Source organism: Ruegeria sp. HKCCE4148, assembly GCF_017872495.1.
Classification (GTDB): Bacteria; Pseudomonadota; Alphaproteobacteria; order Rhodobacterales; family Rhodobacteraceae; genus Ruegeria.
In genome coordinates this window covers 1-24,903 of record NZ_JAEDOS010000001.1, presented here as the reverse complement: position 1 = coordinate 24,903, position 24,903 = coordinate 1, and the positions used below count along the sequence as shown (strand labels likewise).

21 protein-coding genes are annotated in these 24,903 nt (G+C 56.3%); 12 read left to right on the top strand and 9 right to left on the bottom strand.

What is annotated here, in order from left to right; genetic code table 11:
* Positions 1-11 precede the first annotated feature (11 nt).
* The 6 genes from gltB (at position 12) to I9187_RS00080 (ending at position 10,343) form a co-directional block, all read left to right on the top strand.
* A complete protein-coding gene (gene gltB / locus I9187_RS00105; RefSeq protein WP_209509321.1) occupies positions 12-4,544 on the top strand; it encodes a glutamate synthase large subunit in 4,533 nt (1,510 codons plus the stop codon).
* Between the two features lie 200 nt (positions 4,545-4,744).
* On the top strand, positions 4,745-5,659 hold the full coding sequence (locus I9187_RS00100; protein ID WP_171178813.1) for a Hint domain-containing protein: 915 nt from the start codon (positions 4,745-4,747) through the stop codon (positions 5,657-5,659).
* A 39-nt stretch (positions 5,660-5,698) separates the two neighbouring features.
* Entirely contained in the window at positions 5,699-6,433 is a 735-nt protein-coding gene (mtgA, locus tag I9187_RS00095; RefSeq protein ID WP_209940030.1) for a monofunctional biosynthetic peptidoglycan transglycosylase, read from the top strand.
* 58 nt (positions 6,434-6,491) lie between these two features.
* On the top strand, positions 6,492-7,157 hold the full coding sequence (locus tag I9187_RS00090; RefSeq protein WP_171093340.1) for a glutathione S-transferase family protein: 666 nt from the start codon (positions 6,492-6,494) through the stop codon (positions 7,155-7,157).
* A 72-nt stretch (positions 7,158-7,229) separates the two neighbouring features.
* Positions 7,230-8,267, top strand: a complete 1,038-nt coding sequence (gene queG / locus I9187_RS00085; RefSeq protein WP_171178817.1) for a tRNA epoxyqueuosine(34) reductase QueG — start codon at positions 7,230-7,232, stop codon at positions 8,265-8,267.
* Positions 8,268-8,339: 72 nt separating this feature from the next.
* A complete protein-coding gene (locus I9187_RS00080; protein ID WP_171178819.1) occupies positions 8,340-10,343 on the top strand; it encodes a hydantoinase/oxoprolinase family protein in 2,004 nt (667 codons plus the stop codon).
* Between the two features lie 39 nt (positions 10,344-10,382).
* Here I9187_RS00080 and msrA read toward each other — a convergent pair whose 3' ends face one another.
* On the bottom strand, positions 10,383-10,895 hold the full coding sequence (msrA, locus tag I9187_RS00075) for a peptide-methionine (S)-S-oxide reductase MsrA (protein WP_171178821.1): 513 nt from the start codon (positions 10,893-10,895) through the stop codon (positions 10,383-10,385).
* Positions 10,895-11,341 (bottom strand): peptide-methionine (R)-S-oxide reductase MsrB, encoded by a 447-nt coding sequence (gene msrB / locus I9187_RS00070; RefSeq protein WP_171178823.1) that lies wholly within the window; start codon positions 11,339-11,341, stop codon positions 10,895-10,897. Before msrB ends, msrA begins: the two co-directional genes overlap by 1 nt.
* A 146-nt stretch (positions 11,342-11,487) precedes the next feature.
* Here msrB and I9187_RS00065 point away from each other — a divergent pair, with 146 nt between their 5' ends.
* The gene (locus I9187_RS00065; RefSeq protein ID WP_171178825.1) at positions 11,488-12,009 is read left to right on the top strand and encodes a glutathione peroxidase; all 522 of its coding nucleotides are present in this window, start codon (positions 11,488-11,490) and stop codon (positions 12,007-12,009) included.
* On the opposite strand, the gene I9187_RS00060 is transcribed toward I9187_RS00065, so the two are convergent.
* Positions 11,985-12,872 (bottom strand): DMT family transporter, encoded by an 888-nt coding sequence (locus I9187_RS00060; protein ID WP_171239066.1) that lies wholly within the window; start codon positions 12,870-12,872, stop codon positions 11,985-11,987. The genes I9187_RS00065 and I9187_RS00060 overlap by 25 nt on opposite strands.
* A 182-nt stretch (positions 12,873-13,054) precedes the next feature.
* Here I9187_RS00060 and I9187_RS00055 point away from each other — a divergent pair, with 182 nt between their 5' ends.
* Both I9187_RS00055 and I9187_RS00050 read left to right on the top strand, forming a co-directional pair.
* Positions 13,055-14,251: a BCCT family transporter gene (locus I9187_RS00055; RefSeq protein WP_171178870.1), complete on the top strand. Its 1,197-nt coding sequence runs from the start codon at positions 13,055-13,057 to the stop codon at positions 14,249-14,251.
* A 114-nt stretch (positions 14,252-14,365) separates the two neighbouring features.
* Positions 14,366-14,599: a hypothetical protein gene (locus tag I9187_RS00050; RefSeq protein ID WP_171178829.1), complete on the top strand. Its 234-nt coding sequence runs from the start codon at positions 14,366-14,368 to the stop codon at positions 14,597-14,599.
* A 71-nt stretch (positions 14,600-14,670) separates the two neighbouring features.
* On the opposite strand, the gene I9187_RS00045 is transcribed toward I9187_RS00050, so the two are convergent.
* From I9187_RS00045 to I9187_RS00030, 4 genes are all read right to left on the bottom strand, one after another.
* Positions 14,671-14,958 carry an HU family DNA-binding protein gene (locus tag I9187_RS00045; RefSeq protein ID WP_050605937.1) on the bottom strand — a complete coding sequence of 96 codons (288 nt, stop codon included), beginning with the start codon at positions 14,956-14,958 and terminating at the stop codon, positions 14,671-14,673.
* 130 nt (positions 14,959-15,088) lie between these two features.
* Positions 15,089-16,552 carry an AMP nucleosidase gene (locus tag I9187_RS00040; protein ID WP_171178831.1) on the bottom strand — a complete coding sequence of 488 codons (1,464 nt, stop codon included), beginning with the start codon at positions 16,550-16,552 and terminating at the stop codon, positions 15,089-15,091.
* Positions 16,549-18,351: an adenine deaminase gene (gene ade, locus I9187_RS00035; RefSeq protein WP_171178833.1), complete on the bottom strand. Its 1,803-nt coding sequence runs from the start codon at positions 18,349-18,351 to the stop codon at positions 16,549-16,551. The genes I9187_RS00040 and ade overlap by 4 nt, the downstream gene beginning before the upstream one ends.
* Positions 18,352-18,515: 164 nt before the next feature.
* Positions 18,516-19,385, bottom strand: a complete 870-nt coding sequence (locus I9187_RS00030) for a LysR family transcriptional regulator (protein ID WP_171178835.1) — start codon at positions 19,383-19,385, stop codon at positions 18,516-18,518.
* A 114-nt stretch (positions 19,386-19,499) separates the two neighbouring features.
* On the opposite strand from I9187_RS00030, the gene I9187_RS00025 reads away from it, so the two are divergent.
* Positions 19,500-20,255: a class II aldolase and adducin N-terminal domain-containing protein gene (locus I9187_RS00025; protein WP_171178837.1), complete on the top strand. Its 756-nt coding sequence runs from the start codon at positions 19,500-19,502 to the stop codon at positions 20,253-20,255.
* A 23-nt stretch (positions 20,256-20,278) separates the two neighbouring features.
* Positions 20,279-21,268 (top strand): sterol desaturase family protein, encoded by a 990-nt coding sequence (locus tag I9187_RS00020; RefSeq protein ID WP_171178839.1) that lies wholly within the window; start codon positions 20,279-20,281, stop codon positions 21,266-21,268.
* 24 nt (positions 21,269-21,292) lie between these two features.
* Here I9187_RS00020 and I9187_RS00015 read toward each other — a convergent pair whose 3' ends face one another.
* Positions 21,293-21,925: a class I SAM-dependent methyltransferase gene (locus I9187_RS00015; RefSeq protein WP_171178841.1), complete on the bottom strand. Its 633-nt coding sequence runs from the start codon at positions 21,923-21,925 to the stop codon at positions 21,293-21,295.
* An 88-nt stretch (positions 21,926-22,013) separates the two neighbouring features.
* On the opposite strand from I9187_RS00015, the gene I9187_RS00010 reads away from it, so the two are divergent.
* The gene (locus tag I9187_RS00010; RefSeq protein WP_171178843.1) at positions 22,014-22,859 is read left to right on the top strand and encodes an SDR family oxidoreductase; all 846 of its coding nucleotides are present in this window, start codon (positions 22,014-22,016) and stop codon (positions 22,857-22,859) included.
* A gap of 4 nt (positions 22,860-22,863) precedes the next feature.
* Here the strand turns inward: I9187_RS00010 and I9187_RS00005 are convergent, their stop codons facing one another.
* Complete coding sequence (locus I9187_RS00005) at positions 22,864-24,483, bottom strand: choline dehydrogenase (protein ID WP_209940099.1); 1,620 nt, start codon at positions 24,481-24,483, stop codon at positions 22,864-22,866.
* Positions 24,484-24,903: the final 420 nt, after the last annotated feature.

Sequence of the window (24,903 nt, the reverse complement as noted above, 5' to 3'; positions counted from 1 at the left end):
GGAAATAGCCAATGACCAAATATGATGCCGATTGGGTGCGGGCCGAGGAAGCCAAGCGCAATTGGATGGCGGAAAACGGTCTCTATTCCGAGGAAGAAGAGCATTCTTCCTGCGGTGTGGGTCTTGTCGTATCCGTCGACGGCAAACCGTCGCGCAAGGTGGTAGACGCAGGGATCGATGCGCTTAAGGCGATTTGGCATCGCGGTGCAGTTGATGCCGACGGTAAAACCGGTGACGGCGCGGGTATTCACGTGCAGATCCCGGTTCCATTTTTCTATGACCAGATCCGCCGTACCGGCCACGAACCCAAGTTGGATGAGCTGATCGCAGTGGGACAGGTTTTCCTGCCTCGTACCGATTTTGGCGCCCAGGAACAGTGCCGGACCATCGTAGAAACCGAAGTGCTACGCTTGGGCTATTACATCTACGGCTGGCGTCACGTACCGGTTGATGTGACGTGCCTGGGCGAAAAAGCCAATGCGACCCGGCCCGAGATCGAACAGATTCTGATCTCGAATTCCAAGGGCGTGGATGAAGAGACCTTTGAGCGTGAGTTGTACGTAATCCGCCGCCGCATCGAAAAGGCTGCAGCGGCTGCTGGGATTTCCGGGCTCTATCTTGCCTCTCTGTCCTGTCGTTCGATCATCTACAAAGGTATGATGTTGGCCGAGCAGGTGGCGGTTTTCTATCCCGACCTCATGGATGAGCGTTTTGAATCAGCTTTTGCGATTTACCACCAACGCTATTCGACCAACACTTTCCCGCAATGGTGGCTTGCGCAACCGTTCCGCATGTTGGCGCATAACGGTGAGATCAACACCCTGAAGGGCAATATCAACTGGATGAAAAGCCACGAGATCCGGATGACTTCGGACAGCTTTGGCGATTATGCGGAAGATATCAAACCGATCATCGCGGGGGGATCATCAGATTCGGCCGCATTAGACTCGGTTTTTGAGGTTTTGGTGCGCGCAGGCCGTTCCGCACCCATGGCGAAGACCATGCTGGTGCCGGAAAGCTGGTCTAAACAGGCGGTTGAGTTGCCGCAGGCGTGGCGCGACATGTATTCCTACTGCAACTCGGTGATGGAGCCATGGGACGGCCCCGCCGCGCTGGCGATGACCGATGGTCGCTGGGTCTGTGCCGGTTTGGACCGGAACGGACTGCGCCCGATGCGGTATGTCGTGACGGGTGACGGGCTTGTTATCGCGGGCTCTGAGGCGGGCATGGTTCCGATCGACGAGGCCAGCGTAACCGAAAAGGGGGCACTTGGCCCGGGCCAGATGCTGGCCGTGGATATGAAAAAGGGCAAGCTGTACCGCGATACGCAGATCAAGGACAAGCTGGCCGCTGCGCTGCCATTCGGTGAGTGGGTCGGCAAGATCAACGATCTTGACGGCACGCTGGCGGGTGTCACCGAAGCCCCGATCTTTTCCGGCGAAGAGCTGCGCAAGCGTCAGATCGCGGCGGGGTATTCGGTTGAGGAGTTGGAGCAAATCCTCGCTCCGATGGCAGAAGACGGTAAAGAGGCGCTTGCGTCGATGGGTGACGATACCCCTTCGGCGGTATTGTCGAAACAGTACCGACCACTTAGCCATTTCTTTCGTCAGAACTTTAGCCAGGTGACCAACCCACCGATCGACAGTTTGCGTGAATACCGGGTGATGTCGCTGAAAACGCGCTTTGCCAACCTAAAGAACGTGTTGGATGAGGACAGCAGCCAGACCGAAATCATCGTCCTCGAAAGCCCCTTTGTCGGCAATGCGCAATGGGACAATTTGGTCGAGAATTTTGATGCACCGTTGGTCGAGATTGATTGTAGCTTTGAACCAGGTCGCGGCGCGCTGAGCGCAGGTTTGGCCCGTGTTAGAGCCGAATCTGAAGAGGCGGTACGCTCGGGCGCTGGGCATATCGTGTTGTCCGACATGAACACAGGCGAGGGTCGGGTTGCGATGCCAATGATCCTGGCGACCAGCGCGATACATTCTCATCTGACCCGGCAAGGGTTGCGGACATTCTGCTCGTTGAACGTGCGTTCAGCTGAGTGTATTGACCCGCACTATTTTGCCGTACTGATCGGCTGCGGGGCGACGGTTGTGAATGCATATTTGGCCGAAGATTCGCTGGCTGACCGCATTGACCGCGGCCTGCTGGAGGGAACTTTGACCGAGAATGTTGCGCGGTATCGCGAAGCCATCGACCAGGGCCTTCTGAAGATCATGGCCAAGATGGGCATTTCAGTGATCTCATCCTATCGTGGCGGGCTGAATTTTGAGGCCGTGGGCCTTAGCCGCGCTATGGTTGCCGAGTATTTCCCGGGCATGACCAGCCGGATCTCGGGTATTGGCGTGACCGGTATCCAGACCAAGCTTGAGGAAATCCACGCAAAGGCCTGGGACAGTGGTCTGGACGTGCTGCCTATCGGGGGATTCTACAAGGCGCGGAAATCGGGTGAGACCCATGCGTGGGAAGCCACATCGATGCACATGATGCAAATGGCATGTAATCGCGCTTCCTATGAGCTGTGGAAGCAATATTCCGCCAAGATGCAATCGAATCCGCCGATCCATCTGCGTGATCTGATGGACTTCAAACCCAAGGGCAAAGCGATCCCGATTGAAGAGGTCGAATCGATCACCTCGATCCGCAAGCGGTTTGTCACCCCGGGCATGTCGCTGGGCGCGCTGTCGCCAGAGGCGCATAAGACGCTGAACGTGGCGATGAACCGGATCGGTGCAAAGTCTGATTCAGGCGAAGGTGGTGAAGATCCGGCGCATTTTGTGCCAGAGCCCAATGGCGATAATCCATCGGCCAAGATCAAACAGGTTGCCTCGGGTCGGTTCGGTGTAACCGCCGAGTATCTGAACCAGTGCGAAGAGCTTGAAATCAAGGTCGCGCAGGGCGCGAAACCCGGTGAGGGTGGTCAGTTGCCTGGCATGAAGGTTACGGACCTGATCGCGCGTTTGCGGCACTCAACCAAGGGCGTGACGCTGATCTCTCCGCCGCCGCACCACGATATCTACTCGATCGAGGATCTGGCGCAGTTGATCTACGATCTCAAGCAGATCAACCCGCGTTGCAAGGTGACGGTCAAGCTGGTTGCATCTTCGGGCGTAGGCACGATTGCGGCCGGTGTAGCCAAGGCGAAAGCAGATATTATCCTTATTTCGGGTCACAATGGTGGCACTGGTGCGTCTCCGGCGACCTCAATCAAATATGCCGGTCTTCCGTGGGAGATGGGCCTGACCGAAGCGCATCAGGTGCTGGCGATGAACAACCTGCGCGACCGCGTAACTTTGCGGACCGATGGTGGCCTGCGCACTGGACGTGACATCGTTATGGCCGCGATGATGGGGGCCGAGGAATACGGCATTGGTACTGCCGCCCTGATTGCGATGGGCTGCATCATGGTGCGTCAGTGTCAGTCGAACACCTGCCCGGTCGGCGTGTGTACGCAGGACGAAAGCCTGCGCGCCAAGTTCACCGGCAATGCAGACAAGGTGGTGAACCTGATCACCTTCTACGCGCAAGAAGTGCGCGAGTTGTTGGCCAGCCTCGGCGCGCGTTCGATGGATGAGATCATTGGCCGGGCGGATCTACTGGCGCAGGTCAGCCGTGGGTCTGCGCATCTGGACGATCTGGACCTCAACCCGCTGCTGATCACCGTCGATGGAGCACAAGACATCGTTTATAACCGGGACAAGGACCGTAACGCAGTTCCGGATACACTTGACGCCGAAATCGTGCGTGATGCTGCACGGTTCCTGAAAGATGGCGAAAAAATGCAGCTGTCTTACGCCATTCAGAACACGCATCGGACGGTAGGTACGCGTGTGTCCAGTCACATTGTGCAGAATTTCGGGATGCGGAACACGTTCCAGGATGACCATCTGCATGTGAAACTACAGGGCTCGGCCGGTCAGTCTTTGGGTGCGTTTGCCGCGCCGGGACTGAAGCTCGAGGTTTCGGGCGATGCCAACGACTATGTGGGTAAAGGTCTGTCTGGTGGCACGATTGTTGTGCGCCCGCCGCAGGTCAGCCCTTTGAAGGCGGATGACAACACGATTATCGGCAACACGGTCCTTTACGGGGCCACCGACGGTCATCTGTTCGCCGCTGGTCGTGCAGGTGAACGGTTTGCTGTGCGGAACTCAGGTGCCAAGGTGGTCATCGAGGGCTGCGGCTCGAACGGATGTGAGTACATGACCGGCGGTGTTGCAGTGATCTTGGGCGATATCGGAGCCAACTTTGGCGCTGGTATGACAGGCGGCATGGCTTATCTGTATAATCCCGAAGGCAGGGCCCAAGCGCTGATGAACATGGAGACGCTTGTCACCTGTCCGGTTTCTGTCGCACATTGGGAAGAGCAGTTGAAGGCTCTTGTTGCTCGCCACGCTGAAGAGACCTATAGCCGGAAAGCCGTTGATATTCTGCAACATTGGGACATGGAAAAAGGCAACTTTTTGCAGGTGTGCCCCAAGGAAATGCTGAACAAACTGAGCCATCCGCTGAGTATCGAAGCCACCGCAGTTCCTGCTGAATGAAGCCTGATGTAACAATCTAAGGCTGAACAGTATTAAAAGTCGGGCCTCGCGTGTCATTTGCACCACGCGAGGCCCGGTTTGTTTACGCTGTCTTAGTAGGTTTCTTGCCTAATCACAGGAATTTCGCCAGTCTTTGTAGAATTTGAACGAAAACCAAGGATGATTTTGGAAATCCTGTGGTGCAAATCGAGGGCAGAAGTATGCCAACAACGTATCGCGACCAGTTCTATACCTTCGATCCGGCGAACCCGCCGCCGGCGGGAACATCTGTTGCGGTCGTCAGTCTTGATTTCACGGATGTGGATGATGACAACGAAATCGATGCGCCAAGCGGTGATACCGTAAATGGGCAGGACGTCACAAACTCCTGGCCAGGGGACACAATTACGATCAATGTGGCAGGTGTCGGCAACGTAACATATGTCGGAACCACGTTTTATCTTGCCGATGGCTCTCGGGTTTTTACGCCGACGGACGGTCAGGTGCTACAACCCGGCACGTTGGTTTCGACCACATTTGTCACCACGCAAGGGCCATTGGATGTCGGTACCCTGGGTCCGCCCTGTTTTACACCTGGCACGATGATCGCGACCCCCGAAGGGGACCGCGCAGTGGAAGACCTGAAAGCCGGTGATCTGGTCACAACTCTGGATCATGGCCCACAACCATTGATCTGGGTGGGGCGTACGGTGGTCAAGGCCAAGGGTAAATTAGCACCGATCCGTTTTGAGACAGGCGTTTTTGATCTTGATCGTCCACTTCTTGTCTCGCCGCAGCATAGAATGCTGATCGAAGATTGGCGTGCATCCTACTTTTTTGGACATGCCGAGGCGCTGGTTGCAGCCCATGTTCTGGTCAATGGCGATACCGTCACACGTGTCGAAGGTGGTGAAGTGGAATATATCCACCTGTTGTTCAGGCAGCATCAGATTATCATCGCCAATGGGGCAAAGAGCGAAAGTTATTATCCGGGTCATGCCTTATCAGCGTCAGACCGGGAAACTCAAAGCGAAGTGTTACATTTGTTCCCCGAACTGGCGGGGGCGGATCCAATGTTTCTGGAAACAGCGCGGCCGGTGGTTCACCCGCGCGAGGCGCGCGCATTCGTGATTTAGGTCGTTTCAAACGCAGGCGGTGCGTCGTATAGCTGAGACATGGCGAAGAAAGCAGCCCGCAAATCAAGCGGTAAGAATAAGAAGGCATCCAGCAAGAAAACACCAGTGGCGCAACGACTTCGCCGTTGGGTGATGCGAGTCGCATTGGCGGGTGTCGCGTTGGTTGTCGCGTTGGTCTTGCTGTATTCAGTTGTAAATCCGCCGGTAACCCACACCATATGGTCGGAGTGGCGTCGGTTGGGCAAGGTTGAGCGCGAATGGGTCTCGATTGAAGAAATCTCTCCCATCATGGCGCGATCCGTCGTTGCGGCTGAGGATGCAAATTTTTGCCTGCACTGGGGATTCGATGTCGAGGCCATTCGTGACGCGATTGAGGGCGGCGGCAATCGCGGTGCGTCGACCATCACACAACAGGTGGTGAAGAACGTATTCCTGTGGCAGGGGCGCAGTTGGGTCAGGAAAGCGATGGAAACCTCGATCACTCCGGTCGTCGAGGTTTTCTGGAGCAAGCAACGCATTCTGGAAGTTTATCTGAACGTCGCGGAAACCGGGAATGGAGTGTTTGGCGTTGAAGCAGCCGCACAGCGTTATTTCAACAGAAGTGCAGCGCAGTTGAGCTCGGTTCAGGCGGCGCGGATTGCTGCCATCCTGCCATCTCCGCGCAATCGTTCGGTCACGGATCCAAGCGTGCGCACGCGTCGGCGTGCGGCTGCGATTATGGATGGGGCGGCCACCATCCGCGCAGATGGTCGCGCAGATTGTTTCGAGGATTGAAACCCGCCTCCCTCAAGGGCTAAATCAGTCAGGAATTCACTGGTTCGATTGGAAGCCCATGGCGCGTCTGTTTCATGTTCCCCTATCTCCGTATTGCCGCAAGGTCCGATTGTCTTTGGCAGAGAAGAAGATCGAGGTTGAATTGGTCGAGGAGCGATACTGGGAACAGGATCCGGATTTTCTGCGCCGCAACCCGGCAGGTAAAGTACCAGTGCTGCGTCTGGATGGGCAAATCATGTCTGAAAGCGCAGCAATCTGCGAATATATCGAAGAAACCCGCCCCGAACCGCCGTTGATGCCGAAAAACCCCGAAGCCCGGTTTGAGGTCCGGCGCCTAGTGGGCTGGTTCGATGACAAGTTCCATCACGAAGTGACGTCCAAGCTGCTGTACGAACGGGTGAACAAGAAAGTGACAGGTCAGGGATACCCGGACAGCAAGAATGTCAAACAGGGTGCCAAGGCGATCAAGTATCATCTGGACTACATGGCCTGGCTGCTGGATCACCGCCGTTGGCTGGCCGGAGATCAGATGACATTGGCTGATTTCGCGGCGGCGGCGCATTTGTCGGCGCTGGACTATATCTCGGATGTGGATTGGAACCGCAGCCAGGTGGTCAAGGATTGGTACGCGAAGATCAAGTCGCGCCCGGCGTTTCGGTCTATTCTGGCGGATCAGGTACCAGGGTTTCGACCGCCGCCTCATTACGCCGATCTGGATTTCTGATAGGGTTCAGCAGGGGGCTGTCTGCCCCCATCGCGCCGGAGGCGCGATTCCCCCGAAGGTATTTTTGGCCAGATGAAGAGCGGATCAGATCTGAAGAAAAAGCTGGTACAACAGGCCCTGGCAGAGGGGTTTGTGGCGTGTCGAGTATGCCGCCCATGGGATGTTCCGCAGGTGCCAGAGCGCCTTGGGGCATTTTTGGGTGCGGGGTATCACGGACAGATGGGGTGGATGACCGAGCGGGTGCATTGGCGCGGTGATCCTGGTGCCTTGTGGCCCGAGGCACGGTCGGTGATCATGTTGGCCGAAAGTTACACGCCAGAACATGACCCGACGGAGGTTCTGAATTATCCAGACCGGGGCGCGATTTCGGTTTATGCGCAAAACAAGGATTACCACGATCTGGTAAAGAAACGGCTGAAGCGATTGGCGCGGTGGCTGGTTTCTGAAGCCGGAGGTGAGGTGAAGGTGTTTGTCGACACCGCACCCGTCCCGGAAAAGGCATTGGGGCATGCGGCTGGACTAGGGTGGCAGGGAAAACATACCAACTTAGTGAGTCGGGAATGGGGTAATTGGGCCTTTATAGGCTCTGTCTTTGCAACAATTGAACTACCGACGGACGAGCCGGAGGTAGATCACTGCGGTTCATGTCGCGCTTGCTTGGACAGCTGCCCGACCGACGCATTTCCAACCCCGTATCAGTTAGATGCGCGGCGGTGCATTTCATATCTGACCATTGAACATAAAGGTCCGGTGGAGATCGAGTTGCGTAGCAAGTTGGGTAATCGAATCTATGGATGCGATGATTGTCTGGCGGCTTGCCCATGGAACAAGTTTGCTGTTGCCGCGAGCGACATACGTTATGCCGCCCGGGACGATCTGAAAGCGCCTGTACTGAGCGAATTGGCTGCGTTGGATGATGCGGGTTTTCGCACGAAATTTTCCGGATCACCTATCAAGCGCATCGGGCGAGATCGGTTCGTGCGAAATGTGCTTTATGCGATTGGAAACTCGGGACAGCCGTGTTTGATATCTGTCGCTCGGGCGCTCACAGAAGATCCGGATCCAGCCGTGGCTGATGCTGCGCGCTGGGCGGTGGAACAGTTGTTATAAATGCCGCAAACAGGCTGGACGCGTCGCGCATAACCGCTACACCCATCCGCAGCAAACAGTAAGGAGGATCCGATGACGCTGTCATTGGGGGTAGATACAGGCGGCACCTATACTGATGCGGTGTTGATCCGGGACGAGAAAGAGGTGATTGCTTCGGCCAAGTCCCTGACCACGCGCGCGGATCTGGCGATTGGCGTGGGCAATGCGATTTCGTCTGTTTTGGAAGAGGCGCAGGTTGCGCCGGATCAGATCGCGATGGCGTCTTTGTCGACAACACTGGCCACAAACGCTCTGGTCGAGGGGCAGGGTGGACGTGTGGCCCTGATCTATATCGGGTTCAAGCATAGCGATCTGCAAAAACATGGCTTGAAGGACGCACTAAAGGACGATCCAGCCCTTGTGATTGCGGGTGGGCACACACATTCGGGCAGCGAGGCCGCGCCGCTTGATGTCGCCGCCTTGGAGGTTTTTTTAGACACTCATAAAGGGGTTTCGGGCTTTGCCATTGCATCTCAGTTTGCGACCCGCAACCCGGCGCATGAGCTGGAAGCAGCGCGGGTTGTGTTGCAAGAGACCGGTGCGCCGGTGACATGCTCGCACCACCTGTCTGCCAAGCTGAACGGCCCTAAGCGCGCTGTGACGGCGGTTCTGAATGCACGATTGATCGGCATGATCGACCGTCTGATCGGGCGCGCGCAAGATCAGTTGCGCGCATTGGGGATCACGGCCCCGATGATGGTGGTGCGTGGCGATGGCGCATTGATGAGCGCCGAACAGGCGCGGGAACGCCCGATTGAAACGATTCTCAGCGGCCCAGCGGCCTCGATCGTCGGGGCGCGCTGGCTGACCGGGGCGGAAAATGCGCTGGTGTCCGACATTGGTGGCACCACAACCGATGTGGCGTTGATCCGGGATGGAAAGCCCGCGATTGATCCTGCCGGTGCGCAAGTGGGTGGGTTTCGAACCATGGTTGAAGCTGTGGCGATGCGCACCCATGGTCTGGGCGGCGACAGCCAGGTGCACGTAGTGACCGAAGGATTGCAGAGCGGTGTGTTTCTGGGGCCACGGCGTGTTCTACCTGTGTCTTTGATCGCGGCAGAGGCGCCAGATGTTGTGCATGGCATTCTGGATACTCAGATGCGAGCCACAACAGTCGGAGAACATGACACTCGATTTGTGCGACGCGTGCCGGGGGTCCATGCTGACGGCGTGGGCGTACGGGAAGAGATTTTGTTGGAGCGTCTGGGCGATCAGGTCCTCCCCCTTGGCGCGTTGCTGCGGTCACGGATGGAGAATGGCGCTCTGAACCGCTTGGTCGACCGCGGGATCGTTCAGGTCTCGGGTGTGACACCCTCGGATGCCAGTCACGTGCTTGGGCGCGTCAATGCCTGGGACGCCGAAGCAGCGCGCAAGGCCTTGGAGCTGGTGGCCCGCAAACGGGTCGGATCTGGGGACATGCTGGCAAATTCGCCAGAGGCGTTGGCGCAGATGATTGTGGATCAATTGACAGAACAGACCAGTTTGACCTTGTTAGAGGCTGCTTTCGACGAGGAGAGCGAAGGGTTTGGACTGCCGCCGCATGACTTGGCGCGCCACGTGCTGACGCAGCGTGGGTTGGCGCAACATCGTGGGTTGCTGTCGTTGAATGCCGCGTTGAATGTGGATGTGGTGGGTCTTGGGGCGTCAGCCCCCAGCTATTACCCGGCTGTGGGTGAGCGGTTGCATTGCCGCATGATCCTGCCCGAACACGCGGGTGTAGCGAATGCAATCGGTGCTGTTGTTGGTCGGTTGACCATGCGGCGGTCAGGTACGGTCACGTCACCGACCGAAGGGCGGTATCGTGTGCATCTGGAGGATGGGCCACAGGATTTCGCGGTTTCCGAAGAAGCTCTGGATTTGTTGGAACGTGTTCTCAAGTCCGAGGCTGAGGGCGCTGTAAGAGAAGCTGGTGCGGAAGATATCCGGGTGATTGTGGATCGCGATATCAAAACGGCGCGGGTCGAGGCCAAGGATGTGTTTGTCGAAGCCATGATTACGGTCGAGGCAAGCGGGCGACCAAGGGTGGCGACAGGCTAGCCCCCCTGAAAGGTTCAGAGGGGCCGGGCAGGTGGTGCTTTATTCTGCGGCGCTGGCGCGTTTGGGCAAGACCCAGTCCGGGCGCGGGAAGTGGCAGGTATAGCCGTTGGGGATACGCTCCAGATAATCCTGGTGCTCTGGCTCGGCCTCCCAGAAATCTCCGACAGGTTCGACTTCGGTCACGACCTTGCCGGGCCACAAGCCACTGGCGTTCACGTCAGCGATGGTATCGACCGCGACCTGTTTTTGCGCGTCGTCCAAATAGTAGATCGCCGAGCGATAGCTCATGCCGCGATCGTTGCCCTGACGGTTAATCGTGGTCGGGTCGTGGATTTGGAAAAAGAACTCCAGCAGGTCGCGATAGCTGATCTGCGACGGGTCAAACCAGATCTCGATCCCTTCGGCGTGGGTACCGTGGTTGCGATAGGTCGCGTTGGGCACATCGCCGCCGGTGTAACCGACGCGGGTGCGTGAAACGCCCGGCAATTTGCGGATCAGGTCCTGCATGCCCCAAAAACATCCCCCGGCCAGTACAGCGCGTCGTTCGGTCATCAGATGTCCTCCACATGAATCAGATATTCGCCATACCCTTCGGCTTCCATGTCATCGCGATGGATGAATCGAAGAGAGGCGGAATTGATGCAATAACGTAGCCCGCCATGTTCGCGCGGGCCATCGGGGAAGACATGCCCCAGATGGCTATCGCCGTGTTTCGAGCGGACCTCGGTCCGGATCATACCATGGGTCGTGTCGCGAAACTCTTCCACATGCTCATGGATGATCGGCTTGGTAAAGCTGGGCCAGCCACATCCGGATTCGTATTTGTGGGTAGAGGCAAAAAGAGGCTCACCCGATACGATGTCCACATAGATACCCGGTTCCTTGTTGTTCAGGTATTGTCCAGTGCCCGGACGTTCGGTGCCGCTGCGTTGAGTGACGTGAAACTCTTCGGGCGAAAGCGCAGCGATGGCCGTGGGGTCTTTGGTATAGCGAGTCATGGATCCTCCGGCAGAATTTTTTATTGCGCCATTATCTGGGGGCTGCAGGGTGGAAAGCAAAGCGATATTTCAAACCGCTCTCGCAGTCGTGCAAGTGATCTGGAGTGTGCCGTTCTGCGTATCAATTTAAAAAGGGAGGGCAAGACATGTTCAGATTGCTGCTTTTGACTGCCTTGATCTTGTTGGGTCGCGCCGTTCAGGCTGCGCCGGTGACCGGTGAGTTCGCCTCGATCGACGGGGGCACATTGGCCATTGAAGATTGGCGTGGCCAACCCGTGCTGGTGGTCAATACCGCGTCACACTGTGGGTTCACCGGGCAATATAAGGCTCTACAAAGGGTGCATGAGACCTATTCCGGCAAAGGGCTGGTCGTGCTTGCGGTTCCCTCAGATTCGTTCAATCAGGAACTCGGGTCCGCGGAAGAGGTAAAGCAGTTCTGCGAGATGAACTATGGGCTGACGTTGCCGATGACAGATATCACGCCGGTTAAGGGAAAAGACGCTCATCCGTTTTACAAGGCTGTTGCCGCCCAGACTGGGTTCACACCGAAATGGAACTTTAACAAGATCCTGATCGACCCAGCGGGCGAAGTAGTTGCGACTTATGGTTCAAACGTCAAACCCGACTCACGCAAATTGTTGAATCAGGTGGAAGCTTTGCTGCCCTGAGCGGGTTGACGCGAGAGCTGGACTGCAAGAATTCCAAGCGTTGTGACAGCGACACCAACCGCGTCCAGCGCGCCTAGTTTTTCACCTAGCAATATCGCTGCGATTGTGACCCCGAATACGGGGTTCAGGAAGTGGAAGGTCGCTGCCCGGACGGCACCGATGCGATCCAGCAGCAGAAACCATATCAGTGTGGCAAGCAGCCCAGGGAACAAGGTGGTGTATGTGAAAGCCAGTGCCAGCGGCACCGTTGGATGGATGTAAATGGTTTCAAAGATCGGCGCAGCGACAAACAAGACGGCCGAGCCAACCAGCATTTGCAGCCCCACGACCATCATGAAATTCCCGCCAGACGTCGCGCCGCGAACCGCTAGCGTGGCGAATGTCAAAGCAAGCGCCCCGATACCGCAAAGCGCGACACCGAACATGTCAACACCAGCGCTTATCCTGCTGCTCATGATCAGAGCAACACCTGCGAAACCGGCAAAGAGACCCAGAATGCCCAGCGGACGCAGCTTTTCACCAAAGATCAGCCATCCTGCAAGTGCAACCAACAACGGCATTGTAGATGCAATAATGGCCGCAACCGAAGCCTCAACTGTTTGCATTGCGTAGAAATTCAGACCCAAATAAAGAGCATTTTGACAAATCCCGAACAGGATCGTCGCGCGCCACTGGTTTTGGGTGAGGTGCCAGCTTTGGCCCATTGCCCTTGCAATTATCACGCCCAGAACACCAGAAATCAGGAACCGCAACGCCAGCGAGAACAAAGGTGAGGCATCTGCAACGATGATCCGCGCCGAGGTAAAGGCAGATGACCAGATCAGAGCAAATGTAAGCCCCATGGCTATGGCGCGCAGATCCATGGAGACCCCCTGTCATGTTCGGCGGACTGTTCCCGATTTTCCAGCTCGCTGCAAGTTGCCTGCGCCAAAAAAGACACGCAGGTAACATGCGGTGTGATTTATGTATGTTTTTATTGATTGATCAGCCAATAAACTATAACGGCGTGACGATCTGACCAAACAAGGGAGGTTTGTCAGTGCTTCTGGAGTACATTCTATCTTTTGGCGTCCTGCTGGCATTGGGCCTGGTCGCTTTCTTCGTCGTGAAATGGTGGAACCTGCGTTGCGTTGGTGTGACACCGGTTCATCTGTTCACGTTCATCGCGATCCTGTTCACATCCGGTCTGGATGTCGGCCTGATCATGTTCCCACTGACAGAATTCGGTGGCTATGCCGAGGACACTGCTTATGCATTTGCCAACCCGCTGGCGATCGAGTTTGGGTTCTGGGGCTTCCTGATCTGGGCGTTCTACTTCCTGACAGCCTTCTATTTCTGCGTGATCGAACCACGCGTGAAGTTCTTTGAGATTCCGCTGGTCAAGCTGATCAATAACGTGGTCATCATCGGCACCTGCGCCTTCACCGCCAGCCTGTTCCTGATCTATCTGCCCGGCTACCTACCCGAAGTCGGAGACGGCGAGTCCGTTGTAACAACGTTCTACATCATCGTATTTGTGGTCATCCTGGCGGCGGCCTATTCGTCGACTGACCTGAAATACGTACGCATCCTGTCGGTGGGTTCGACCTTTCTGTTCCTCGCGCTGATCATCGGAATGTGGGCTGCGGCAGGCATGGGCGTGACTGGCTTTTTGGAAACCGGCAGCAATATCGGCGCTTATTTCGCCAACCTTCACAAGTTTGTCCTGCCGCTGACCGACTATCACGCCTTCTATCTGTTTTGGTGGTTCGCTTGGTCGATCATGATTGGTCAGTTTACCTCGCGATTTGTGGGCGGTCTGACCACGTGGCAATTGCTGGCGGCGCTGCTTATCTTTCCATCCATCCCGCTGGGGATCTGGTTCACCGTTCTCTACTATTACCATTTGAACGGCATCAGCACCGCAGGAATCACCAATATCGCGATGGTGATCGTTGGTGTGACCTTCGTGATCAACTCGCTCGACTCGTTGATCCGCTTGTATACGGACAACCTGAAAATGACGGTCGAACGGTTCGGTAAGGCCACTTATGTGGCCGGCAACGTTGCGCTGTTGTTTGTTCTGACCCTGTTATTCCAAAGCCAGTGGCTGCAGATCCAGTGGATCGGAGCGGTGGTTGTCGGTCTGTATCTGGCCTGCGTGGTCTATATCCTGATCACAAAGCGCAAAGAGGTGTTGAGCATCGATGCGATGCCAGAAGACCGCGATCTGGACTTCCATAAGGTTGAGACGGTTCACTAATTGTCGATCAAAGCACTGATCCGAGGGGCACCCAAATGGTGCCCCTTTTCGTTGCATCTTGGCGACCATCAGGTTTGCCCTATGTTACACAGGGAAAGACGAAAGGTGTGCAGAGTGCTGGAAGAAAAACGCAAAGATCTTGACTCAGAGAAGCAGAAGAAAATTCTGATGCGCATGGTCGAAGCACTTAGCCAACTTGATCCCGATCTGTATTACCGACCGACCAGCGACATCGCATTGCATATAGAAAAATACATCCGCAGCGATGCAAAGCTCACATCCGACGAACGGTCGCTGATGGAGCGACTAAGCCGGCGTGATCTTGAGGTTTTGCTCAGTCTGCACTGAGGCCAAAGAAACTGAGGCCAAAGAAAAAGGGCCCCCAATTGGCGGCCCTTGATCATGTCGAAAAACGGAACTTAGCCGTTCACGCTGTCCTTCAGCGCTTTCGCGATGGTCATTTTCACAACCTTGTCGGCTTCTTTGGTGAAGGTCTCACCAGTGGCCGGGTTGCGAACTTGACGCTCGGGGCGCTCGCGGCAGTAGATTTTGCCAACGCCGGGCAGGGTGACTGCGCCACCGGCAGAAACTTCGCGTGTGATCAGGCCGGTCACGGCCTCAAGCGCGGCGTTCGCCGATTTCTTGTCGGTTCCCATTTCCTCAGCGAGAGCAGCAACCAGCTGAGTCTTAGTCATAGGCTTTGCCATTTCTTGGTCTCCTTAACGTGCCCGATCTATAGGGCCTCACCGCGTAACTGTAACGGGATATTGTGGCCAAACACAACGAATAGTAGCGCTGAAACCCCTAAAAATATGGGGAAAACGTTGCTTTTTTGCGTCAGAGGAAGGCTGTTTCGTCAAACGAACGCAATTTCCGGCTGTGTAACCGCTCCAGCGGCATGCCGCGCAAGTGTTCCATCGCTTTTATTCCGATAGCCAGATGACGGCTGACCTGCGTGGTATAAAAGGATGAGGCCATACCTGGCAGCTTCAATTCGCCATGTAGCGGTTTGTCCGAAACGCACAGCAACGTGCCGTAGGGAACACGGAAGCGGTAGCCATTTGCAGCGATGGTGGCGCTTTCCATATCCAGCGCAATCGCCCGCGATTGGCTGAGGCGCTGGACCGGACCGGATTGATCGCGCAATTCCCAGTTGCGATTATCGACCGAGGCTACAGTGCCCGTCCGCATGATCCGCTTCAGTTCGTACCCTTCCAACTCTGTCACTTCGGCCACGGCGCGTTCCAGCGCTACCTGGATCTCGGCCAAGGGTGGGATTGGAACCCAGACCGGCAGATCGTCATCCAGAACCTTGTCGTCGCGCAGATAGGCATGGGCAAGGACGAAATCCCCCAACGCCTGCGTGTTGCGCAGCCCGGCACAATGGCCGACCATTAACCAGGCGTGTGGGCGCAGCACCGCAATGTGGTCCGTTGCGGTTTTTGCATTCGACGGACCAACACCGATATTCACCAACGTGATCCCCGAACCGTCTTCCCGCTTGAGGTGATAGGTCGGCATCTGCGGCAGTTTCAGCGGCTGTTCAATCGCTGCCTCTGGGTCCGTGATCTCGGCGTTTCCGGTCGAAACAAAGCTGGTATAGCCGCTGGCGGGATCTGCCAATTGCTCGCGGGCGTAGTTTTCGAATTCCGAGACATAGAACTGATAGTTCGTGAACAGCACGTGGTTCTGGAAATGGCTTGCATCGGTCGCTGTGTAATGCGCCAGACGAGCCAGCGAATAATCCACGCGCTGGGCGGTAAACAGCGACAGGGGTCCAACGACATCCTCGTGATCATGCACACCGTTGACGATGTCGTCGTTGGTTGTGCTCAGATCTGGTACATCAAACACGTCACGCAGGGTGAACGCGGCCGCTCCCTGATGTGGCACAACCAGATCAGAATTGTTCGCCACAGCAAAATGCACCGGGATGGGCGTTTCTGACGCCGCAATTGTCACCGGCTGGCCGTGGTTCTTGATCAACAAAGCAATCTGTTGTGTCAGGTAAGACCGGAAAAGATCGGGCCGTGTCACCGTGGTGGCATGGACGCCGGGCTCTGAGACGTGACCAAAGCTCAGGCGGCTGTCGACCTGCGCGTAAGTGGACGTTTGAATGCGAATTTCCGGGTAATAGGCTCTGTATCGTGCGGACGGAGCACCTTCTTGCATCGCCTTGGAAAAGCTGTCGCACAGGAATTCCGTGGCTTGTGTGTAAAGCTCTTCCAAACGGGCAACGGCGGCTGCTGGATCGGTGAATTGCTCTGGCGCTTGTGAGTCAGGGGTCAGAAGTGTCGTCATGCCAAAGGTTCCAAAAGGTCGATTTTTTCGAAAGTGCGCACGTCTACCAACCCCAGATCCGATATTCTGAGTTCAGGGATCACGACCAGCGCCAGCAGAGAGTGCTGCATATACGCGTTGTTCAGATGACAGCCGCAGTCCTGCATGGCTTGCACCATCTCATCGGCTTTGGCTGCGACCTCGGCGGCGGGGCTGTCGGACATCAGGCCAGCAATGGGCAATTCGACCAGCGCCAGTTCCTGCCCGTCGCGGAAAATGGTAATGCCGCCACCCACTTCGGCCAGTCGGTTGGCTGCCAGTGCCATCTGTTCCTTATCCGTGCCTACGACAATCATATGATGACTGTCATGCGCCACGGTCGAGGCCATAGCCATCTTGCCCTGATATCCAAAGCCCGAGACAAACGCATTGGTCACTCCACCCGTCGCCCGATGCCGTTCGACTAGAGCGATTTGGCAAACATCACCTTCGCCCTCGACCAGCCCGCCAATGATTGGCAGTTCGGCCTTCAGCGCCTTTGTCGGGGCTTGGTTTTCAACTACGCCGATGACATTGGCCCGTACCCGGTTCGCACCGGCCGGTGCCTTGATCTCAAAATCGGCCGAGCTTAGCGCATGGCCCAAATGAACAGTGTTGCGCGCTTTTTGGGGCCAGTTCAAATGCGGACAATCGACCTGAATTACTCCGTTTTCCGCGACCACTTTTCCTCGTGCAATCACTATCTCGATCGGCAGGCTCGTCAGGTCCGAGCTGAGAACGATATCCGCCCTCCGTCCTGGCGTGACGGATCCGATTTCGCGTTCCAGCCCGAAATGCGTGGCTGTATTGATTGTCGCCATTTGCAAGGCGATCAGAGGCTCACATCCACAAGCAATCGCATGGCGTACGACACGGTTCATATGTCCGTCATTCACCAACGTGCCCGAGTGGCAGTCATCGGTACACAAAATGAAGTTGCGCGGGTCCAGCCCTTTCTCGGTCACTGCGGTGATTTGGCTTTCGACATCATACCAGGCCGAGCCCAAGCGCATCATCGACCGCATGCCTTGCCGCACTCGAGCAATGGCGTCGGCTTCGCAGGTGCCTTCGTGATCGTCCGCTGGCCCACCGGCCACATAAGCTGCAAAATTAGACCCTAAATCAGGCGAAGCGTAATGCCCACCCACGGTTTTGCCAGCACGTTGTGTGGCTGCAATCTCGGCCAGCATCTTGGGATCGCCGTGGATTACGCCCGGAAAATTCATCATCTCACCCAGCCCGATGATGCCTGGCCAACTCATGGCTTCTGTCACATCTTCGGGCGTGATTTCATAACCCGTGGTTTCCAGCCCCGGCGCAGATGGCGCACAAGATGGCATTTGGGTGAAGATATTGACCGGTTGCATCATCGCTTCGTCATGCATCATGCGCACACCTTCTAGACCAAGCACATTGGCGATCTCATGCGGGTCGGTGAACATGCTGGTCGTACCGTGCGGGATGACCGCACGGGCGAATTCGGCCGGGGTGAGCATGCCGGATTCGATATGCATATGCGCGTCGCACAGGCCGGGCAGAATATAGCGGCCGCGCGCGTCTATGATCTGTGTGTTCGGTCCGATGCAATGCGAGGCGTCAGGTCCCACAAAAGCAATCCGTCCTTCTGCAATCGCAACGGAATGATCCGGCAGTAACTCGCGGCTGTGTACGTTTACCCAAACACCGCCCTGAATGATCGTGTCTGCAGGCGCGCGTCCGGCCGCGACTTCGATCAACTTGGGGGCGACATCGGGCCAACTTGGGAAAGGTGTGTATTCCATGGCTCAACTTTCACGAATGCGCGAGCGGGTGCAACCCCGGTTCTGCGTCGTCACAAATAGATCATAGATTCCTGTTTGGCCTCCATCCACTTGCAGCCAACTCGTGCTGCCCGACCATCGGACAGGTGCGCAATGGCCTTGGGCAACGGCGGGAGCTTACCGGATTACGTTGTTGACCCAATTTCGCGCCGAATCCAATTCGCAAAAGCCACTGCACCGGGCGTGTCCTCGGCCTGCGGGGATAGCAGCAAATAATATGCCTCGGGCATTGGTGCGCGATGTTCGAATGGCGCGACAAGCTGCCCGCGTTCGATCAGGTGTTGTGCAATGGCGTCGTGCGCCAGGCACAGGCCCCCGCCTGCCGTGACTGCAGAAAGGCAAACCAGATAGGTTGTTGCATAGGTAATCGATGGATTGCCCCATGTTAGACCCTGCTCCTCTGCCCAGCTTGACCAATTGGACAGCAGATTGGAGCAATCAAACAATGGCTTCTCCTGAAGATCGTCCAGACTCACCTGATACCCCGGGGCACAGACCGGATAATAGTGTTCAGTGCGCAGCATTTCAGTCCGGGTGGTGTCCGACGGGCGCAACGAAAAGCGAATCTCAACCGCGGCGCCTTCGGCCATCTCTCGCGGTTCCCAGAGTTCGGTGAAGATATTTAATTGTACATCGGGATGCTCGGCCTGAAACATCGGCAGGCGCGGGGCCAGCCAATTGACGGCAAAGCTGATGTTGCACTGCACCTGAACGGCGTTTGGTTGCGCACCGGTGACAGCCTGTGTGCCGCGCATCAGAGTTCGAAACGCTTCTCGGACCACTGGCAAATAGGTGATTCCGGCCTCGGTCAGTTCTAACGCCTTGGGGCGGCGCAGGAATAGGGGCTGACCCAGATGGCCTTCCAGCGATTTGATCTGTTGGCTGACGGCGCTTTGGGTCATGTTTAGGTCCCGAGCCGCGCCAGTGAATGACAAATGACGCGCTGCGGCCTCAAACGTACGCAGCCAGCCCAGCGGAGGCAGCTTATTCTGCATCGACATAATCCCGGCATTAGTTTTGCTAATGGGATAGTGTTGTTTTTTTCGTTGGTCAAACGGGCAGACCAAATGCAGGCTTTACAAAAGGTCAGCCGCAATAGGAGCCCACGCATGAGTGTTACCAACCTTCGCCCCAATATCGACCACTGGTCCGAACGCGTGGATATGGCTGCCGCGTTCCGCTGGACTGCGCGGTTGAATATGCATGAGGCTGTCGCCAATCATTTCAGCCTTGCTGTGAACGATGACGGCACGCAGTTCCTGATGAACCCCAACCAGGCGCATTTCTCGCGCATCCGCGCGTCGGACTTGCTGCTGTTGGATGCCAATGACCCCGAGGTGATGTCTCAACCTGGCGCGCCGGATCCCACGGCATGGGGATTGCATGGGTCAATCCATCGCCACTGTCCGCACGCGCGTTGCGTCATGCACGTGCATTCGATCTTTGCGACAGTTCTGGCCTCGTTGGCCGACAGCACTTTGCCACCGATCGATCAGAACACCGCAACGTTCTACAATCGCTATGTGATTGACCAAGAGTTTGGTGGGCTGGCCTTCGAAAATGAAGGTGAACGCTGTGCTGGAATGCTGACGGACCCAAAGAAAAAGGTCATGATCATGGGCAACCATGGCGTTTTGATCATCGGTAGTGACCCCGCAGATACCTTCAACAGGTTGTACTACTTCGAACGCGCCGCCGAGACGTATATTCGCGCGTTGCAAACGGGCCTGCCCCTGCGTGTGTTGTCGGATGAGATTGCCGAGAAAACCGCAAAAGAGCTGGACGACTACCCCGATCAGGCCGAAGCCCATCTGCGTGAGATAAAGGCGATTCTCGACACAGAGGGCTCGGACTACGCATCCTAACCGCCAATTCTTCAGATAGCCTCATGACAGATATCGCCCCGGATCCCGAAACCGCCCGCTGGCACTATCATCCCGAAGGCCCCGTAGGTCTGAACCCTCTGTTCAGCTGGCCACCGCGCCCTGCGGCTGTGCTGAAATGGTACAGTGGCGCGTGGTTACAGATCACGTCCCTGACCTTGTGCATGGTCCTGGCGGTAACGGCCTATGCCTTCTTTTTCCCCGAATTAGAGACGATGAAGAGCTTCGCGCCCGGTTGGATGTTTCGGATCTGGCTGTTGAACATGGTGCCGCAAATCCTGGTCGCCGGTGCGCTACACTGGTGGCTTTACATGCGCAAAGGGCAGGGCATGTATAAAAAGTTCGACCGCCGGGATCTAACGCGGAACAACGGCGTGTTTACCTTCCGCAATCAGGTTTGGGACAATATCTGGTGGACGCTGGGCAGCGCCATGACAGTGGCAACCGTTTACCAGTGGATCATCTACTGGGCGATGGCCAATGGTTGGGCACCAACGATCACCTGGGCTGAAGCTCCGGTTTGGTTTGTCGTCTGGATAATGTTCATCCCCATGTGGTCTGGCTTGCACTTTTACTGGATACACCGGTTGGAGCATCACCCAAAGCTCTACAAACACGTCCACGCCGTTCATCACCGTAATGTAAACGTTGGACCATGGTCTGGCATTTCGAACCACTGGTATGAAAACCTGCTGTATTTCACCACCTACTTCATCCACCTGATTGTGCCGTCTCATCCGCTGCATCTGTTGTTTCACAGCTCTTTCCAACAGATCAGCCCGGTTCTGTCGCATTCAGGGTTCGAAAAACTGAAGGCAGGAGAGACCGACGCCGCGCGGGCCGGGGATTTCTTCCACCAGCTTCATCACCGGTATTTCGAGTGCAACTACGGCACGTCCGAAATCCCGTTTGATAAGTGGTTCGGCACCTACCACGATGGATCGGCTGAGGCGACGACACGTACGCGCGCTTATAAAAAGCAGATGTATACTTGATAGGGCCGATTTAATCGCCTTGGGTCAAACCCGTTCGAACAAGGCAACAAATGCCCTATCGTCCTTGTTCGGACCGGCGGCAAGATCGCCATAAATACGAACCTCGGGCAGGGTCAGATTTCGAATCTGACCTTGTTCCAATTGGCGCAGCATGTCTGCGAAACCCAGCTTTTCGAAATGACGGGCATTGATCGAAATGGCAAACTGCGCGCCGGGCCGTGCGATACGCAACAGCGCGGGAAAGACCTCGGGGCCAAGATGACCATGGGTGAAGGTCCCGGATGAGACGACGCCGGAATAGTTTTCGCGCGGTACCGGGATACCTTGGGTCACGTCTGCTTCGATCGCGTCGCGGTAGATATCCTTGCGCATGGCCTGATCCAGCATTTCCGTGCTCATATCAGTTGCGTCTATCGGCCCGACGCCCAGCCCGGACAACACAGCGCCGCAAAGGCCTGTGCCTGCGCCGACGTCCAGAACCGGGCCTTGACCGCCAGCACGCACAAATGCCCGCGCCGTGTGGGTGTGCAGCAAGTAGTCTTCGCGCGCGGCGAAGCTGTCATCATAATCCCCAGCCCATTCCGCATAGAGGCGTTTGTGTTCATCAGGTGAGTTCAGCGTATAGGCCGAATGCAAATCGGGTTTCTTGTCGCTCATACCCAACAGAAAGCCGCATCCAAAGATTCGATTCAAGTGCGTCCATGCAGCGCTTGCATCCCGGATCACTGAGGCCCATCAAAGGGGCATGACTCAGACGCTTTTTTCATTTGGCCATGGTTATTCCGCACAGGCCCTGTCCCGACATATTGCTCCGAAAGGCTGGCGCATTCTTGGCACCACACGTGACAGCGAGGGTATGGAAGCCATCCGTGACTCGGGTGCAGAGCCGTTGGTCTGGCCAGGACAGGAACCGAACCTGGATGGGGTGACGCATCTGCTGATTTCGACCGCCCCGAATGCAGAGGGTGATCCGGTCTTGGCGGCGCTGGGTGATGAAATCGCCCGCCGCGCGGCTCAATTCACATGGGTTGGATATTTGTCGACAACTGCCGTCTATGGCGATCATCAGGGTGGATGGGTTGACGAAGATACGCCTCTGGCACCAACGGCCAAACGCGGCAAATGGCGCATGCTGGCCGAGCAGCAATGGTCGTCCATTCCCGACCTACCCATCCATATCTTCCGGCTGGCGGGAATCTATGGGCCGGGCCGGGGTCCATTTTCCAAGCTCAAACGCGGCGGGTTGCGGCGTATCATCAAGCCGGGGCAGGTGTTTTCGCGCATTCACGTGGAGGACATCGCGCAAATCCTCGACGCCTCGATGACCAACTCCAACCCGGGTCGCGTCTACAATGTATGTGACGATGAACCCGTCCCGCCACAGGACGTCATTGGTTACGCTGCTGAGCTACAAGGTCTTCCCCTTCCGCCGGCGGTATCCTATGAAGAGGCCGACCTGACGCCAATGGCGCGCAGCTTCTATAATGAAAACAAGCGTGTGCGTAACAGTCGGATCAAGGACGAGCTAGGCGTGACTTTGATCTATCCCAATTACAGGGTCGGGTTAGACGCCTTGATGAAAGGCCAGTAGCACCTTAACCCGCTGCTGACCTGATCATGTCCGCTGCTTTTTCCGCAATCATGATGGTCGGCGCATTTGTATTTCCGGATACCAGCTTTGGCATGATTGACGCATCGACAACACGAAGCCCCTCCAACCCGTGCACACGCAGTTGGGGATCCACAACTGCCATCGGATCGCGCCCCATTTTGCAGGTGCCGACCGGGTGATAGATCGTATCGGCGCGGGCGCGGATGTGTTTTTCCCAATCGGCATCCGTCTGGGCGGTGTCCGTTCCGAACATCTCTTTGTGTCGGTATTTTGCCAAAGCAGGCGCTTCAAGGATATCCCGAGTCATCCGCGCCCCTTTGATCATAGTTTCAAGATCCCGCGCGTCGGATAGAAAAGCGGGATCAATGGCCGGTGTGTCCATTGGGTCGGCGCTGCGCAGCCCAACTGCCCCCCGGCTGTCCGGGCGCAATTTGCAGACATGACAACCATACCCGTATCCGTAGTGCAGTTTGCGTGCATGATCATCGACCATTGCGATTGTGAAATGTAGCTGGATATCGGGGCGTTCCAGATCAGGGCTGGTTTTCAGAAAGGCTGCCCCTTCGGCAAAGGGTGTGGCGGCCATGGAAGCGCCGGTCTTGTACCATCGCTGGATATGCCCAAGAAGCCGAACAGCCCCAACCGGACCAATACCAAATGTGTTTGTGTCTTTGGTGCGGTATGTCAGGATGAAATCCAAATGGTCTTGAAGGTTTTGCCCAACACCAGGCAATTCATGACGTATGGCTATTCCATGGGGGTTCAGATCTGAGCCAGCACCTATGCCCGAAAGTTGCAAAAGTTGCGGCGATTTTAGCGCGCCCGCACACAGCAGAACTTCGCGTGTGGCCTTTACGCTGATGTCCGCACCTTTGCCCTTGGTCCGGTAGGTTACACCACTGGCGCGTTTTCCTTCAAATGTCAGCTCTTTGACAACGGCATGTGTGATGACGGTCAGGTTTGGACGGTCCATTGCCGGAATCAAGAATGCCGACGCGGCAGAGCAACGCTCACCATTCTTTGCTGGGCCGTGGAACTGCGTGACCTGATACAGACCAACACCTTCATTATCGCCCCGATTGAAATCGCTTGTTCTGCGGTGTTGCAGTTGCCCAGCGGCTTCGACAAAGGCGCGGGTGATCGGGCGGGGTTCTTTTTGATGAGACACGTGCAGCGGTCCGCAGCCGCCATGCATATCATCTGCGCCCTGCTCATTGTTCTCGGAACGCTTGAAGTATGGAAGAACATCGTTCCAGGCCCATCCTTCGCAGCCCATATCGGCCCAATCATCGTAATCCTGCCGCTGACCCCTGACATAAAGCATCGCATTGATGGCGCTGGAACCTCCCAACGTTTTTCCACGCGGTTGATAGCCTTTGCGCCCATTCAAACCTGTCTGGGGAACAGTCTCAAAGGCCCAGTTGTGGATGCGTGGTCGACCTGGCAAAGTTGCGACAGCCGCAGACGGCATCCGCACGACCACATCATCGCCGCTACCACCAGCCTCCAGCAAGCACACGCGAGTTGCAGGGTCTTCGCTCAGACGGTTTGCAAGAACGCAGCCCGCTGAACCTCCGCCAACGATGACATAGTCGAATTGCATGTTGAGCTCCGCGCCTTGTTCCGCCGTGACCAGCTTGTTTTCGAAACTCTGCTGCATTTAAGTTAAAATTCAATTGTGACCTCAAGTCAGGGCACGCGGTAAATGAAGGGTGGGGTGAAAAGCTGGCCTGTCACGCATGACGTTCAGGTAATTTGGTATGCTCTTCCCTGAGTCATTAGCCACGATTCCGTCTTCTGACTGCGCCTTGCCCCAATTGGATAGGCAGACAGTGTCCTCAAAGCAGTAGTAAAAGCTGCATGTCACCACATAACTCTTTGTTATTATTTTATTTTTGTAGAAAAATTCGTGAATCGTGAAGTTTTTTCAAAATGGGGGTTGCAGGTCCCAGACCTAATCCGTAAATACCCCTTCACCGGCGCTGCTGAGGCGCTGGGACGCTGCGGAAGCGGCGGTGACACA